General features: G+C 59.4%; 12 protein-coding genes. 3 read left to right on the top strand and 9 right to left on the bottom strand.

The window, feature by feature from the left end:
• Positions 1 to 49: 49 nt before the first annotated feature.
• The 3 genes from ACJJV2_RS05095 (at position 50) to ACJJV2_RS05085 (ending at position 4,728) form a co-directional block, all read left to right on the top strand.
• A complete protein-coding gene (locus tag ACJJV2_RS05095) occupies positions 50 to 1,627 on the top strand; it encodes a sigma-54-dependent transcriptional regulator (RefSeq protein WP_405278705.1) in 1,578 nt (525 codons plus the stop codon).
• Positions 1,624 to 3,891: a cache domain-containing protein gene (locus ACJJV2_RS05090; RefSeq protein ID WP_405278703.1), complete on the top strand. Its 2,268-nt coding sequence runs from the start codon at positions 1,624 to 1,626 to the stop codon at positions 3,889 to 3,891. The genes ACJJV2_RS05095 and ACJJV2_RS05090 overlap by 4 nt, the downstream gene beginning before the upstream one ends.
• A gap of 105 nt (positions 3,892 to 3,996) precedes the next feature.
• Positions 3,997 to 4,728, top strand: coding sequence for a helix-turn-helix domain-containing protein (locus ACJJV2_RS05085; protein WP_405278701.1), 732 nt, complete (start codon positions 3,997 to 3,999; stop codon positions 4,726 to 4,728).
• Positions 4,729 to 4,807: 79 nt separating this feature from the next.
• Here ACJJV2_RS05085 and ACJJV2_RS05080 read toward each other — a convergent pair whose 3' ends face one another.
• From ACJJV2_RS05080 to pseB, 9 genes are all read right to left on the bottom strand, one after another.
• Positions 4,808 to 6,031: a glycosyltransferase gene (locus tag ACJJV2_RS05080; RefSeq protein ID WP_405278699.1), complete on the bottom strand. Its 1,224-nt coding sequence runs from the start codon at positions 6,029 to 6,031 to the stop codon at positions 4,808 to 4,810.
• A gap of 190 nt (positions 6,032 to 6,221) precedes the next feature.
• The gene (locus ACJJV2_RS05075) at positions 6,222 to 7,508 is read right to left on the bottom strand and encodes a uracil-xanthine permease family protein (RefSeq protein ID WP_084589577.1); all 1,287 of its coding nucleotides are present in this window, start codon (positions 7,506 to 7,508) and stop codon (positions 6,222 to 6,224) included.
• Between the two features lie 121 nt (positions 7,509 to 7,629).
• Complete coding sequence (upp, locus tag ACJJV2_RS05070) at positions 7,630 to 8,259, bottom strand: uracil phosphoribosyltransferase (protein WP_043335602.1); 630 nt, start codon at positions 8,257 to 8,259, stop codon at positions 7,630 to 7,632.
• Positions 8,260 to 8,541: 282 nt separating this feature from the next.
• Positions 8,542 to 9,603, bottom strand: coding sequence for a pseudaminic acid synthase (pseI, locus tag ACJJV2_RS05065; RefSeq protein WP_405278696.1), 1,062 nt, complete (start codon positions 9,601 to 9,603; stop codon positions 8,542 to 8,544).
• A gap of 95 nt (positions 9,604 to 9,698) precedes the next feature.
• A complete protein-coding gene (pseH, locus tag ACJJV2_RS05060) occupies positions 9,699 to 10,139 on the bottom strand; it encodes a UDP-4-amino-4,6-dideoxy-N-acetyl-beta-L-altrosamine N-acetyltransferase (RefSeq protein WP_405278694.1) in 441 nt (146 codons plus the stop codon).
• Entirely contained in the window at positions 10,136 to 11,278 is a 1,143-nt protein-coding gene (pseG, locus tag ACJJV2_RS05055) for a UDP-2,4-diacetamido-2,4,6-trideoxy-beta-L-altropyranose hydrolase (protein ID WP_405278692.1), read from the bottom strand. The genes pseH and pseG overlap by 4 nt, the downstream gene beginning before the upstream one ends.
• Entirely contained in the window at positions 11,271 to 12,014 is a 744-nt protein-coding gene (gene pseF, locus ACJJV2_RS05050) for a pseudaminic acid cytidylyltransferase (protein WP_405278690.1), read from the bottom strand. Before pseF ends, pseG begins: the two co-directional genes overlap by 8 nt.
• On the bottom strand, positions 12,011 to 13,174 hold the full coding sequence (gene pseC, locus ACJJV2_RS05045; RefSeq protein WP_405278688.1) for a UDP-4-amino-4,6-dideoxy-N-acetyl-beta-L-altrosamine transaminase: 1,164 nt from the start codon (positions 13,172 to 13,174) through the stop codon (positions 12,011 to 12,013). The genes pseF and pseC overlap by 4 nt, the downstream gene beginning before the upstream one ends.
• Positions 13,175 to 14,071, bottom strand: a complete 897-nt coding sequence (gene pseB / locus ACJJV2_RS05040) for a UDP-N-acetylglucosamine 4,6-dehydratase (inverting) (protein WP_405280675.1) — start codon at positions 14,069 to 14,071, stop codon at positions 13,175 to 13,177. It lies immediately after the preceding gene.
• Positions 14,072 to 14,109 lie beyond the last annotated feature (38 nt).

Here is a 14,109-nt window from a genome sequence, read left to right as displayed (position 1 = left end):
AGATGATCTCCCCTGCGACCACTACTGCCCTGTTGACCCGAGGAATGCCATGACTGCCCACGCCCCCTCCACACCCCGTGAGACCCGGCGTAGCGGCAGCGATCCCCTCCCCACCGCCTCGGTACTGATCGTCGATGACGAGCCCGGCATGCGCCGCTATCTGGAGAAGGCACTGTCCTCGCGCTTCGCGCTGATCGAGTGTGCCGAGAGTGTCGAGCAGGCCGAAGCCCTGCGCTCGCGCCTGCATTTCGACCTCATCCTGCTCGACATTCGCCTGCCGGGGTGTGATGGCCTGGATTGGGATGAGGCGCTTGCGCCCTCTTCGGTCAGCGATGTCATCTTCATGACGGCCTACGCCGACCTCGAGACCGCTGTGCGCGCACTGCGGGCCGGGGCCTGTGATTTCATCATCAAGCCGTTTCGCCTCGAACAGTTGCAGGCCGCGCTGGACCGCTGCCTTGAGCGCCGCCAGCTGACGCGGGAAAACTTCCTGCTCCGTCGCGACAATGCCCGCCATCAGCAGGAAGAGGCCAGCCTCAAGGGCGAGAGCCCTGCCATGCAGGAACTGGCGCATATCATCGCGCGCGTTGCCCCTGCGCCCTCGCCGGTGCTGATTCTGGGGGAGTCCGGCACCGGCAAGGAGCTGGCGGCGCGTGATCTGCATCGCCTATCCGGTCGGCGCGGCGCCTTCGTGCCGGTCAACTGCGGCGCCATCAGCCCGGAGCTATTGGAGAGCGAGCTGTTTGGCCACCTCAAGGGGGCCTTCACCGGCGCGCATCGAGGCCGTGATGGCCTGTTCAGCTTCGCCGATGGCGGCACGCTGTTCCTGGATGAAATCGGCGAGATGCCCCTGGCGATGCAGGCCAAGCTGTTGCGAGTGCTGGAGACGCGCCGCGTGCGCCCCGTCGGCGGCGAGCAGGAACAGGCGGTGGATGTGCGTATCGTGGCCGCCACTCACCGCACACTGGAGACGGAGGTGGCCGCGGGCCGCTTCCGCGAAGACCTCTACTATCGCCTCAACGTGCTGAGCCTGACACTGCCGGCCCTGCGCGAGCGCCCAGAGGACATCCCGGCGCTGGCTCAGCACTTCTCGCGCCAACTGTCGCGTGAGCTCAACCTCCCCGCCGTGCCTTGGCAGCACTCTGATCTCACTCGCCTGTGCCACTATTCCTGGCCCGGCAATGTGCGGGAACTCAAGAACGTCATCGAGCGCGCCTTGCTGCTCGGCCGCCTGCCCGGCGATACCCTGCCGGTCGACAGTCAGGCCGCACAGGCATCAAGCCACCCGGCATGGGATGACAGCGGAGACGCGACCACCTCCATCGAGGAAGAGGCCACCAGCAGCGGCTATCCGCTCGAGTGGTCATTGGATGCGGTGGAAAAGGCCCATCTGTGCGCGGTACTGGAGCGACATGCCAACAACAAGTCAGCCGCCGCCCGCCAGCTAGGCATCTCGCGCAAGACACTGGATCGCAAACTGACCACCTGGCGCGCCGAGCAGCAAATCAGTGAGGACAGCGGCGCTGAAAATGCCACTGAGAGTGGCACTGAGATTGGTACTGAGAGCGATCAACCCGCCCCCGCCACCTCGTCCGCCGCTCCCTACGGAGCCGACGGCAGCGCATGATCAAACGCCTGCGCCATTACTTCGCCGGTTCGCTGCGGCGCAGGCTGCTGCTGCTGACACTGGCGCCGCTGCTGGCGCTGATGCTGGCGCTGGTCGGCCTGACCGCCTACTGGACCACGGCCTATACCGACCGCCAGCTGTACATGAACGTGCGCAGCGACCTCGATGTCGCCAGCCGCACGCTGCAGAGCCAGCATCAGCGCCTGCGTGATGGCCTGGAGGCGATGCGTCGTAACCTGCGCCAGCTGGTGGCACCCGATGAGCAGACCGCGCAGCTGTTGCCACGCCTGGTGCCGCGCTTGGATACCATGCGGGACACTCTCAATGCCGACTGGCTGCGCTGGCTGCCCACCGAGCAGTTGCGCCAGACGCCCGGCGTCGCCGCGCTGATTCCGCAACTGGCGCGCGGCGAAAGCCTGGATGGCCTCGACATGCTGTCCAGCGACTCGCTGGCGACGCTGGACCCTGCCCTTGCCGAGCGTGCGCGCCTTGCGCTGCGCCAGACGCCCTACGCACAACCCAGTGCCCGCCGCGAGGAAAACCGCGGCATGCTGCTGCGGGCGCTGGTGCCCATCCTCGATGGCGAGGGCAAGCTGCTGGGCGCGCTGGATGCGGGCCGCCTGCTCAATCGCGACCCGCGTCTGGTCGATGAAATCCGCGATCTGCTCTATGGCCCCGGCACCCTGCCGGAAGATGGCACCGGCACCATCACCCTGTTTCTCGATGATGTCCGCATCGCCACCAATGTCACCGATGCCAGCGGCGAGCGTGCACTGGGCACGCGCGCCTCGCTGGAGGTGAAGCGTCAGGTGATAGGCAATGGCGAGCGCTATATCAATCGTGCCTTCGTGGTTCGTGACTGGTTCGTGGCCGCCTATGCCCCGCTGGATTCTCTGGATGGCCAGCGGATCGGCATGATATACGCGGGCTATCCGCAGGCGCCCTACGCGCGACTCTATCGCGAGACGCTGACGCATATCAGCCTGGTGCTTATCGCGGTCAGTCTGTTGGGGGTATTGCTGGTATGGAGCAGCATCGAGCGCCTGATGCAGCCGATCCGCCAGATTCGCCGTGTGGTGCATGCGGTGCGTGATACCCCGTCCCAGGAGGGCTTGCGCATAGGCCCGCTGTCCTCTCTGGGGCCGGCGCAGCGGCACGGTGATGAGCTGGATGAACTGGCCGAGGAATTCGACGCCATGCTGGCGCGTCTGGAAGCGCACCGCCACGAGATACAGCTCGCGGCCCAGACGCTGGAAGCCCAGGTGGAGGATCGCACTCGCGACCTGAGCACCCAGACCGCCACACTGCGCGAACGCAGTCAGGCGCTGGAGGAGCACGTCCGCCTGCTGCGCGAAGCGCGCGCGCGCCTGCTGACCCGCGAGAAACTGGCGGCGTTGGGCGAACTGACGGCGGGTATCGGCCACGAGATCAACAACCCCGCTGCGGTGATTCTGGGTCATGTCGAGTTGATCGAGGTGATACTCGGTGAGCAGGCCGAGCCGGTGCGCGAGGAAATCGCCACCATCATCCATCAGGTCGAGCGCATTCGCGCGCTGGTCGACAACCTGCGTCAGTACGCACGCGACCCGCTCGCCTCCAACGACATTGGCGACGGCAACTCACTGACGCCGTCACTCGGCGCGCCTCACCTCAGCCAGATTCATCCCGACGAGGCGATCCACAGTGTCGAGGTGCTGGTCAGGCACGCGCTGGATCATCACGGCCATCAATTGCAGCATGAGCTGGCGGCGACCCGCTTGATCGAGGCCGACCGCGCGCAACTGACTCAGGTGCTGGTCAACCTGCTGATCAACGCCATCGAGATGGCGCCTGTGCCGGATACGCTGTGCATCACCAGCCGTGATCGCGATGCGGCGCTGGCCGTAATGAATGGTGAGCCAAACAGCCGTCCGGATACGTCAGCCTCAGTGCCAGCGCCAGCTTCAGTGCCAACGGAGCTCGCCCCCGTGGCGGGGGTCGAGATACGCGTCATCGATCACGGCGCTGGCGTGCCCGAGCACCTGAAGTCGCGCATCTTCACGCCCTTCTTCACCACGCGCGCCAATGGCTCGGGCATTGGTCTGTCGGTCTCATCCGGGTTGATCACCCAGCTGGGGGGCAGGCTATGGCTGGAAGATACGCCCGGTGGCGGCGCCACCTTCTGCCTGTGGCTGCCGTGCATCGCACGCCGGCATCATGAGGATGATCAAGGGCGCCATCTGCTCGAGACGCTCAGCGCCGGGGGGAGCAGTCGCTCGCCTTGAGCCACAAGCAACAAATGAACTCACCTGGGCGTGACGAGGTGCACTGCCACGCACTCCCACCCACGTGCTAGCCTGCGCGCATGCTCACTTAATCAGGCACCACTGATGTCGCACGATAGCTCCCCTACTGCCCCCGAACCTCTCACTGCCGGCAAGGCAGCGCAGTCCACTAACGGCCAGGAAATGGCGGACGAGGAAATGGCAGCGTCTCGCACGCTGGGCAAGCGGCTGCGCGAACTGCGCACGCGTCATGGCCTCTCTCAGCGTGAACTGGCCAAGCGCGCCCAGGTGACCAATTCGACCATCTCGCAGGTCGAGCAGGACGCGGTCAGCCCTTCCGTCAGCTCGCTGAACAAGATTCTCGAGGTATTTCCGATCTCGCTGAGTGACTTCTTCAGCGATGAGATACCCGTCGAACCACCACGCATTCTGCGTGACAGCGAGCATGAGCCGATCGCGGGCTGTGGACCGGGGCTCACGCTGCGACGCATTGATCAATCCCGGCAGACATCGCCACAGCCCCAGATCGAGCTGGGCAGCCTCGCACCGGAGTGCAGCGCCTATCTGCAGGCCGCGCATGACAGCCTGGTACTGGTCACGCACGGCGCACTATGTATCGAGTTCCCCGCGACGGCGGCCTGCCAGGAGGCACTTCTCGAATGTGGTGATGCTGCGCGACTGCATGCCGGGGAGCGCTATCAACTGCACTGGCGCAAGCCGGCGGCGTCACAAGCCGCAAGCCATGAACTCTCAAGCAGTGAAGTTAACCACCACGGGACCTCCGACGCTGCCGAGGCCCCAGACTGCCAGTGGCTATGCATCGCACAGAGTCGCTAGACCGGCATTCGCTCGAGAGCTGCTCGGCCCTGCCAGCTCAACCCTGGCCAGCTCGGTCAAGTTGGCGTAAAGCGCGTCGCTAGCCTCTTGCAGCGCGGGAGTGAGGCTGGCCCGCAGCATCAGTCGACTGCTCGCGCGCCTCATCCCAGGGGTCATTGGTGGCCGGCTCGGCCAGGAAACGCTCCACCATGGTGTGCGGGCAGAAATCAGCCAACCATTCCTCGCGAACCGGATAGCCCTCCTCTGCCAACAACTCGCTCATGCGTCGCGCGAGGCCTTCGGCGGAATGCGGCGCGATGGCGTGTTCCAGCTCGCCCTTGAGGATCTCGCGTATTCCACCACGGCAATCCACCGATACCACCGGTGTGCCGCAGGCCAGCGCCTCCATCAGCACGATACCCATGCCCTCGACACGCGAGCTGAGCACGAACAGCTTGGCGGCACGCATCCAGGCATAGGGGTTGTCACGCTGACCGGCGAAGATCACCCGCTCGGCGATGCCAAGCCTTTCAGCCTGGGTTTCCAGGGCTTCACGGCAATTGCCTGCCCCCACGATCACCAATGGCTCCTTCGGATTGGCCAGGGCATAAGCCTCGAGCAACAGGGCGTGGTCTTTCTGCGGCACCAGACGCGCCACATTGAGAATGAAGGGTTCAGCCGGGATATCCGGCTCATCCATGGCGGCCTGCTTGCGGATCCGGGTGATCGGACAGGCATTGACGATCGTCTCGATATGCGCCGGCGTCACCCCATGCTGGCGAGCAATGTCACGTGCCCCTTGCGCCACATCCTCGGACACCGCCACCAGATGCTTGTCCTCCAGCAGACAGCGGGCAAACATGCGCTGCTTCCACTGCGGGCCGCTAAAGTTGACGCGATTTTCCAGCACGTAACGTGCACGGGAATCCTTGAAGCCCCACACCTGCTCGAAGGTTCCCAGGCCACGGAAGATGATGCGGTCAACCTTGCCGCGTTTCTGCTCGAATTCCTTGAGCCAAGCGGCGAATTCCTCGCCGCCGGCCTTGCCGACCCACACGAAATTGGAGCGACGGATGACGGGATTGAGCACCAGACGTGACGCCAGTGTCGTCAGGGCGCCGCCGACGGAACGCTGGACGCGCTGCTGAATCGGCACGATGTGCTGCTGGACGCTGGCATCCTGCGGTTCAAGCACCTGATCACGACCGCGCCAGATGACCATATGCGTCTCGTGGTCATTCGCGGCCAGACTGTCGGCAAGATTGACCGCCACTCGCTCCATGCCGCCCATTTTCAGGCTTCTCACTACGACCAGGGTACGCAAGCATCACTCCTTCGAATGTCCGCCAGTACCGCTTTGTGTCGCGTGCAAGACATGCGAAAACGATAGCTGGCGTCTGGTGGGAAAACGAAAAATGCAACTCACATGTGCCAGTCGCTCAGCACAGGAGAGTTGCATTTATCTGAACCGTCATTCGCGGAAATGTTCCCTGCGACCACTCATCAAATGGTAATCATTCTCCCTCTTTCGCCGGCGGCAGAATCAGGTTGAGCACGATACCCAGAATGGCGGCCAGGCTCACGCCCTGCAGCGTGAACTGACCACCACCGACTTGCATGCCACCGATCCCGAACACCAGGATCAAGGAGGCGATCACCAGATTGCGCGGTGCGGTCAGCGAATCCCCCGCGCGTACCAGCGTGTTCATGCCGACCACCGCGATCGAGCCGAACAGCAGGCACATGATGCCGCCCATCACCGGCGTGGGAATCGTCTGCAGCACGGCGCCGACCTTGCCGATGAAGGCCAGCGAGATCGCGACACAGGCCGCGACCGTCATTACGCGCGGATTGAAATTGCGGGTCAGCATCACCGCACCGGTCACTTCGGAATAGGTGGTATTGGGCGGACCACCGAACAGTGACGCCGCCGACGTCGCCAGGCCGTCACCGAGCAGCGTGCGATGCAGTCCCGGCTTCTTCAGGTAGTCGCGCCGTGTCACCGAGCCGATCGCCACCATGTCGCCGATGTGCTCGACGGCAGGCGCGATGGCGACGGGAATCATGAACAGAATGGCGGAAAATTCGAAGGTCGGCGCAGTGAAGCTTGGCAGCGCCAACCACTCAGCGGCATGCACCGGCGAGAGGTCGATCACTCCCATCACCAGCCCCAGCCCATATCCCGTCAGGATACCGCCGAGGATCGGCACCAGACGCAACATGCCACGCCCGAAGATCGACAGCACCAGCGTCACGCCAAGACTGGCCAATGACAACGTCAGCGCCTGGGCATGCGAGATGTTGTCGCTGAATTCGCCGGTGGCCATCTGCACCGCCGTCGGTGCCAGTGCCAAGCCGATGACCATGATCACCGGACCGACCACGACGGCCGGCAGCAGACGATGCACGATGCCGACACCCTTGAGGCGGATGCATTGCGCCAGCAGCACATAGACCAGGCCCGCGACGAACAAGCCGCCCATGGTGGCAGGGATGCCGAAGTTCGCGACCGAGCTCTGGATGGGCGCAATGAAGGCAAACGATGAGGCGAGGAAGACCGGCACGCTGGCCTTGGTCACGCACTGGAAGACCAGGGTGCCGACACCGGCCGTGAATAGGGCGACGTTGGGATCAAGCCCGGTCAGCAGCGGGACCAGCACCAGCGCACCAAAGGCGACGAACAGCATCTGCGCGCCGGTGACGAGCGTCGTCAGCGAGAAGCCTTCCTGTTCCGGCAAGGGCACATGGGCAGACGACGCATGGGGAGAGGAGGTATCAGAGGACGGTGATGAAGACGACATGGCAGCACTTCTTTTCACGGACGGAGGAGTCAACCGCCTGATCCTGACTGCTCAGACAGGTCAGACAGATACAAAAACGCCCCGCGCAGATGCGCAGGGCGTTGTCATCTCTGGCGGGCGCTCAGCGCGTGCCGAAGATCTTGTCACCGGCATCGCCGAGACCCGGCACGATGTACCCGTTCTCGTCGAGGCGGTCATCGACGGAGGCGGTGTAGATCTCGATGTCCGGGTAGGATTCCTGCACCTTGGCGATCCCCTCAGGCGCCGCGACCAGCACGATGACCTTGATCTGCTGGCAGCCCTTGGCCTTGAGCATGTCCAGCGTGGCGATCATGGAACCGCCGGTCGCCAGCATCGGGTCGATCACGATGGCCAGACGCTCATCGAGGTCTGACACGAACTTCTCGAAATACGGTACCGGCTCCAGCGTCTCTTCATCACGGTACAGGCCCACGACGCTGATGCGTGCCGGGGGAATCAGGTCCGTCACGCCATCCAGCATGCCCAGGCCGGCGCGCAGGATCGGGACGATGGTCACTTTCTTGCCCTTGATGGTCTGGACATCCAGCTCGTTGCCGCTCCAGGCATCAATGGTGGTAGTTTCCAGCTCCAGGTCCTGGGTTGCCTCATAGGTCAACAGCTTGGCGACCTCACTGGCCAGCTCACGGAAGCTCTTGGTGCTGATGCCTGCTGCACGCATCAGGCCGAGCTTGTGCTGGACCAGTGGATGATTGATGGCATGGACGCTCATGGAAATACCTCTTGGGACAGAAGATGGTGCAAACGATACGCAGCACTACCCCCGCCGGCTCGGACGATAGCAGCGGGGAGGCTGGTAAATTGAGCGCATTCTAGCGTAATGCGCTCAACAAGTTAAGGTCGAAAATGGTTCTTGGTGTGGAGGTACGCTGCGCAAGGCAACATACATAATGACTAGACCATTATAACTTATTATGTAATTTTTACCTATATGCTGATCTGACAGTGATTCAAATTAACAGCTTTTTATATTACATACCAGAATGCTGCAAAATCAAGAATCTTTCGAAATGATAGAAAAAGAGACTGGGGTATTGATATCGACGTCATTCAGCACTCGGGAGCCAATGATATCATTCAAATATTTTGGAGCCACACCAAACCCAGGCCTTACACTCCGAACACACTCGCTAGTTATCCTTTCACCTTTCACCATACTTCTCACAAAATAGAGTGATCGCCTGAACTGTACATTCCCAATTTCACTGGACTTTCGACCATAGTTGACTTCACCCAAGGACTTCCAGGCAGTTTTCGTATCACGGCATAATGCCCGCAATTCTTCAGACTCTATAGAAAAGCTATCATCAGGCCCACCACCATTACGATCCAACGTAAAATGCTTTTCAATCAGGCTTGCACCAAGAGCGACACTGGTAATAGCGGTAGTATTGTCTACGGTATGATCCGACAGACCCGTTACCAAGCCGAAACGGCTTATCATATCGGCAATTGTATTCAAGTTATAATCTTCAGATGGTGCCGGGTATCCACTGACACAGTGCAATATCGCCAGCTGGTGACAGCCTGCACGTTGGGCAGCTTCAATAGCCTCCTGAATTTCTTCCAAATTTGCCATGCCCGTTGAAATAATCATCGGCTTACCCGTCTTGGCGACATACTCGATCAACGGCAAGTCAATAGCCTCAAAAGAAGCAATCTTATATGCTGGCGCACCAAGCTCTTCAAGAAGATCAACTGCTGTAGTGTCGAAGGGTGAACTAAAAATCGTGATCCCTAACTTTCGTGCATGCTCAAAAAGCGGCTGGTGCCACTCCCAAGGCATGTGAGCTTCTTCATAAAGCTCATAGAGAGTACGCCCGTCCCAGAGACCGCCTTTGATCTTGAACTCTTCACTGTTGCAGTCGAGGGTAATGGTATCGGGTCGGTAAGTCTGCAACTTGATAGCATCAGCACCTGCTTTGGCAGCCTCTTCGACAATACGCATGGCCGTTTCGAGCCTGCCATTATGGTTGGCGGAAAGTTCGGCGATAATATAGGGAGATTGATCAGGCGCAACACGGCGACCAGCGATCTCAATAGAGGGGACTGTCATGTAGCGTCATGCTCCTTGCTGCAATTGCCATTCGCTACGAAATAGCCCGAAGCCAATGACATCGTGATAAGTATTTCCATCAAAGTGATGGTCTCTTAATAATGACTCGCGCACAAATCCGAAACGCTCGTGAAACGCTCGTGAAACGCTAACGAGCGTTGATTGTTGGCAAGAGCTTCACCACAAAGTTTGTGCAGACCAAGCTGATCAAACGCGAATTCCAAAGCGACTTCCCCAAGCGCTTGACCGCTGCCTCGCGGTGCCTCAGGAGCAAGATAGAACCCCCATACAGCGCGATGCGGCTCATCATTTTCCAGCTGAATGCTGACAAACCCAAATGGCTGGCCATTTGCTTCAGCCAGCATGAGATGCCGATTTGGGTCGTGCTGTGAACGCTTGAACCAAGCGCGATGCTCCCCCTCAGAAATCTCATGCTGTGTGTACATGTAACGCCGAACATCAGGATGGTTACGCCATTGACGTACCAAGAAGAGATCGGCCTCCTCGAGAGTGCGTAAAGTTGCGGGTAATATCATCTAAACTTTGACTCCCCATTTAGAGCCCGGCAGAGGGCCAGCGTTCCGCCGCCAGAGGTCAGTTGAGCAGCAGCTACGCTCATTTCATACAAGGCATGAGGAACCTGAAGAGCTGATAAATGTCGAGACAGCCCCTCGACCAACTGCTCTTGGTCGCCTAGACAAACCGCCGCGCCCTCCATATCCAGCGCCTTGGCAATAGATTTCTGATTCTCGGCCAGTACCAGCATGAGAGTAGGCAGCCCCAGGCAACAGCGCTCCCAGGAAGTACTACCTGCGGCACCAATTGCGAGGTCAGCCTCGGCCATCCGCCTCGCCATATCTGATACATTGACGACCACCTCGGTGAACCACGGGAGCTCCCCGGCTCTAGCCTTGACCTCTCTCAACCAAGGCGCGGTGGCGCCCATGACTACGGTAATCTCGAGATCATGTGGCAAGTCGCAGTCGTTCAGAGCGTCAAGTACGCGACAGGCTGCATTGTCCTTGTCGACACCACCAAGGCTGATCAACATTCGCTTGATCGTCGGGCGTCGGAGCCGACGAGTCAGACTGCTCTCACGACGCTCAGCAAACTCCGGCCGCAATACGGCATGCTGTGGTCCCGCCAACACTTGGCATTCCACTGGCACCAATCCAGCATAGTCTTCTGATTGGCGACCCAGATTTTGATCAAGTAGCAGGTGGGCAAGATGGGGGCGATCCGCCAGGTCATCTATGACGAGCAAACGGGTTCGGGCAGGCAATACCGCAGCTTCCCAGCGAGCATCCAGTGCGTAGTGGTCCACGACAAGCCAGTCTGGAGCCAAACTCCGCAGCAGAGTGGCACAGGCCTCGGCATCCTGCTGCCATGACACACCCAGCCAATGCGCGTGGCTCGGCTGAGGACTCCCGGACGCATCATCAATGTCCTGCTGGCTCCACACAGGCAATCGATGGATAACAAAGCCCCGCGCCTGAATGGTATCGATCAAATGCCCAACATGTTCACGACAAAGAAAGTGGCACTGAATACCCTGCGCCTTGAGAGTTTCGGCAAGCGTGAGGCAGCGCATGACATGACCAGTGCCAATCTCGACTGAGGCGTCTGCACGAAAAACCACCACAGAGGAGGGAGGCTGACTTGTCTCATCACTCATTTCTCTGCCCCCCCCGCTCCAATGCCATCTCGGCCTGCCAGGCCCGGAATAGCCACTCGGCGCGCTTCCAATCTTCAGGAGTATCGATGTCCTGTACCCGATGGCGCGGTAGCCTTACCGGCACGGCACACTGAGTGAAAATCGCTTTCCCGGCAACCCAGGCTTCTGCGCGCCCCCAGTAAAATTGCCCGGCGTCGTGCCAGGCTTCCTCGAGGTCCTGAGAGCGCGTGGTGAAATGCTCTGGTTGAAACATTGTGACACGACTGTCAGACGTCAAGCGCAAGGCTCGCTGGATAGGGAATGCATAACTTGTGACTGAGAAGGCATAGTCTGCATCGCCACTTAGTAGCGCGAGCAAACCTGCTTTCAAATCATGTGGCTGAACAAAAGGTGCGGTTGCATAGAGACAGCACACCGACTGAGACGACTCACCCTGTTCGCGAAGCCAATCAATCGCATGAGCGATCACCGGGATGGTGCCAGTGTGATCGTCAGAGAGTGCGGCGGGACGACGGAACGGTGCCTCCGCGCCATTGGCTTCCGCTACGGCAGCGATTTCATCATCATCAGTTGAGACGATCACACGCGCGAAACATCCGCTGTCCAACGCGGCTTTGATAGACCAAGCGATCATGGGCTTGCCAGAAAATTCCCGTATATTCTTGCGCGGAATCCGCTTGCTACCGCCCCTCGCGGGGATTATAGCGACCGGGCCAGCAACAGCGAGATTACTCATACCACCTCCATTGCCCGGCGCAAGGCAACAATCACGTTGTCCTGCTGTATATCACTCATGATGGGGTATAAAGGCAGGCTGATGGCCTGCTCGTAATAGCGCTCAGCCTCAGGGAAGTCGCCCGCCCGGAAGCCAAAATCCCGATAATAGGGCTGGGTATGCACAGGGATATAGTGCAGATTGACTCCAACCCCCTGCTCGCGCAGGGCATCGAAGACTTCCCGATGGTTCACACGGACCTGGTCAAGCTCGAGACGAATGACGTAGAGATGGCGACCAGAATAGCTATCGGGATGCTGATACGGGATCATCACGGGCAGATCGGCCAACAATTGATCATAACGATCTGCAAGGCTGTTACGCTTCGCCACATAAACGTCCAGGCGCTCAAGCTGGGACAACCCTAACGCGGCCTGCAATTCAGTCATACGGTAGTTAAAGCCCAAAGCAACCTGCTGGTAGTACCATGAGCCATCGGCTTCGTGGCTCATCAATGCAGGATCACGAGTCACCCCGTGGCTCCGGAGCAGGTCCATGCTACGAGCCAGAGCATCATCATTGGTCAGTGCCATCCCCCCCTCTGCGGACGTGATGATCTTCACCGGGTGAAAACTGAACACTGTGATATCACTATAGCGACCGCTACCGATGTACTCGTTTTTATACTGACCACCAATGGCATGTGACGCATCTTCAATGATGCGAAAGCCGTATCGCTGCCCCAAGGCATGGATTGCCTGCATGTCGCAGGGCTGCCCGCACAGGTGCACGGCCACTACCACCTTTGGCAGACGCTCGGCACGTTCGGCTTGCTCAAGCTTGGCTTCCAACGCTTTGGGACAGAAATTATAGGTATGCGGATCAATATCCACGAAGTCGACCTGAGCTCCACAATACAAACCACAGTTGGCGGAAGCCACAAAGGTGATCGGGGTAGTCCATAGCCAATCGCCCCGCCCCAAGCCCAATGCCAGGCAGGCAATATGCAAGGCTGATGTGGCGCTATTCACAGCCAAGGCGTGGCGTGCCCGCACCTTGTTAGCGACCTCCTGCTCAAAGCGCGGCACCATGGGGCCCTGTGTCAGAAAATCTGACTGCAAGACGGCTATCACGGCATCAATATCGGCCTGCTGGATATCCTGACGTCCGTAGGGAATCATTCAGATAGCTCCGATCTTGTCCCAGTTAGTCTCTATCCAGGCTTCGAGCTCGCCTTCACTCATCCACTCACTGTTGCTGTCACTGGAATAGACAAACCCTTCCGGCACCTTCTTGCCATCCTTGATACGATTGGCATCTTGATCCCAACTGTTGATAGCCGGCAGAATCTTGAAGTGCTCAGGATACTCATAGGTGTAATAAGCATCTTCAGCGCCAATCATTTGCTCGTGAAGTTTCTCTCCGGGACGAATGCCGACGACTTCCTGCTTGGCCTCCGGCGCAACGACACGCCCAAGGTCGGTGACTTTCATGGAAGGAATCTTCTTGACGTAAATCTCTCCACCTTCCATGTCTTCGAAAGCATGCCAGACCAACTCGACGCCCTGCTCCAGAGAGATCATGAAGCGTGTCATACGATCATCCGTGATTGGCAGCACTCCCTTGTCACGAATGGACATGAAAAACGGAATCACTGAACCGCGCGAGCCCATCACATTGCCGTATCGTACTACTGAAAAGCGGGTCTCATGGCCGCCTGCGTAGGAATTGCCTGAAACGAACAGCTTATCGGATGTCAGCTTGGTAGCACCGTATAGGTTGATCGGGCTGCTAGCCTTATCAGTAGACAGTGCGACGACCTTTTTTACGCCTTTGTCAATGCACGCATCAATCAGGTTCATTGCGCCTTGAACATTGGTCTTCACGCACTCGAAGGGATTGTACTCGGCAGTGGGCACAATCTTGGTGGCGGCCGCATGGACGACATAATCGACGCCATCTAGAGCACGATATACCCGGTCTCGGTCACGCACATCCCCTATAAAGAAACGCACACGAGAATCGCCCTGAAACTTCTTGGCCATTTCCCACTGTTTCATTTCATCACGTGAAAAAATGATAACCCCTTGGCCGCAGATTCTGAGTGCAACACCTG

This window comes from Cobetia sp. Ld8 (genome assembly GCF_045066615.1).
Classification (GTDB): domain Bacteria; phylum Pseudomonadota; class Gammaproteobacteria; order Pseudomonadales; family Halomonadaceae; genus Cobetia; species Cobetia amphilecti.
This window is presented reverse-complemented; position numbering and strand designations above follow the sequence as displayed.

Excerpts from the sequence above, each read along its gene's own strand:
- ACJJV2_RS05095 (WP_405278705.1), top strand. The coding sequence starts at position 50 with ATGACTGCCCACGCCCCCTCCACACCCCGTGAGACCCGGCGTAGCGGC.
- ACJJV2_RS05090 (WP_405278703.1), top strand. The coding sequence starts at position 1,624 with ATGATCAAACGCCTGCGCCATTACTTCGCCGGTTCGCTGCGGCGCAGG.
- ACJJV2_RS05085 (WP_405278701.1), top strand. The coding sequence starts at position 3,997 with ATGTCGCACGATAGCTCCCCTACTGCCCCCGAACCTCTCACTGCCGGC.
- ACJJV2_RS05075 (WP_084589577.1), bottom strand. The coding sequence starts at position 7,508 with ATGTCGTCTTCATCACCGTCCTCTGATACCTCCTCTCCCCATGCGTCG.
- upp (WP_043335602.1), bottom strand. The coding sequence starts at position 8,259 with ATGAGCGTCCATGCCATCAATCATCCACTGGTCCAGCACAAGCTCGGC.
- pseI (WP_405278696.1), bottom strand. The coding sequence starts at position 9,603 with ATGACAGTCCCCTCTATTGAGATCGCTGGTCGCCGTGTTGCGCCTGAT.
- pseH (WP_405278694.1), bottom strand. The coding sequence starts at position 10,139 with ATGATATTACCCGCAACTTTACGCACTCTCGAGGAGGCCGATCTCTTC.
- pseG (WP_405278692.1), bottom strand. The coding sequence starts at position 11,278 with ATGAGTGATGAGACAAGTCAGCCTCCCTCCTCTGTGGTGGTTTTTCGT.
- pseF (WP_405278690.1), bottom strand. The coding sequence starts at position 12,014 with ATGAGTAATCTCGCTGTTGCTGGCCCGGTCGCTATAATCCCCGCGAGG.
- pseC (WP_405278688.1), bottom strand. The coding sequence starts at position 13,174 with ATGATTCCCTACGGACGTCAGGATATCCAGCAGGCCGATATTGATGCC.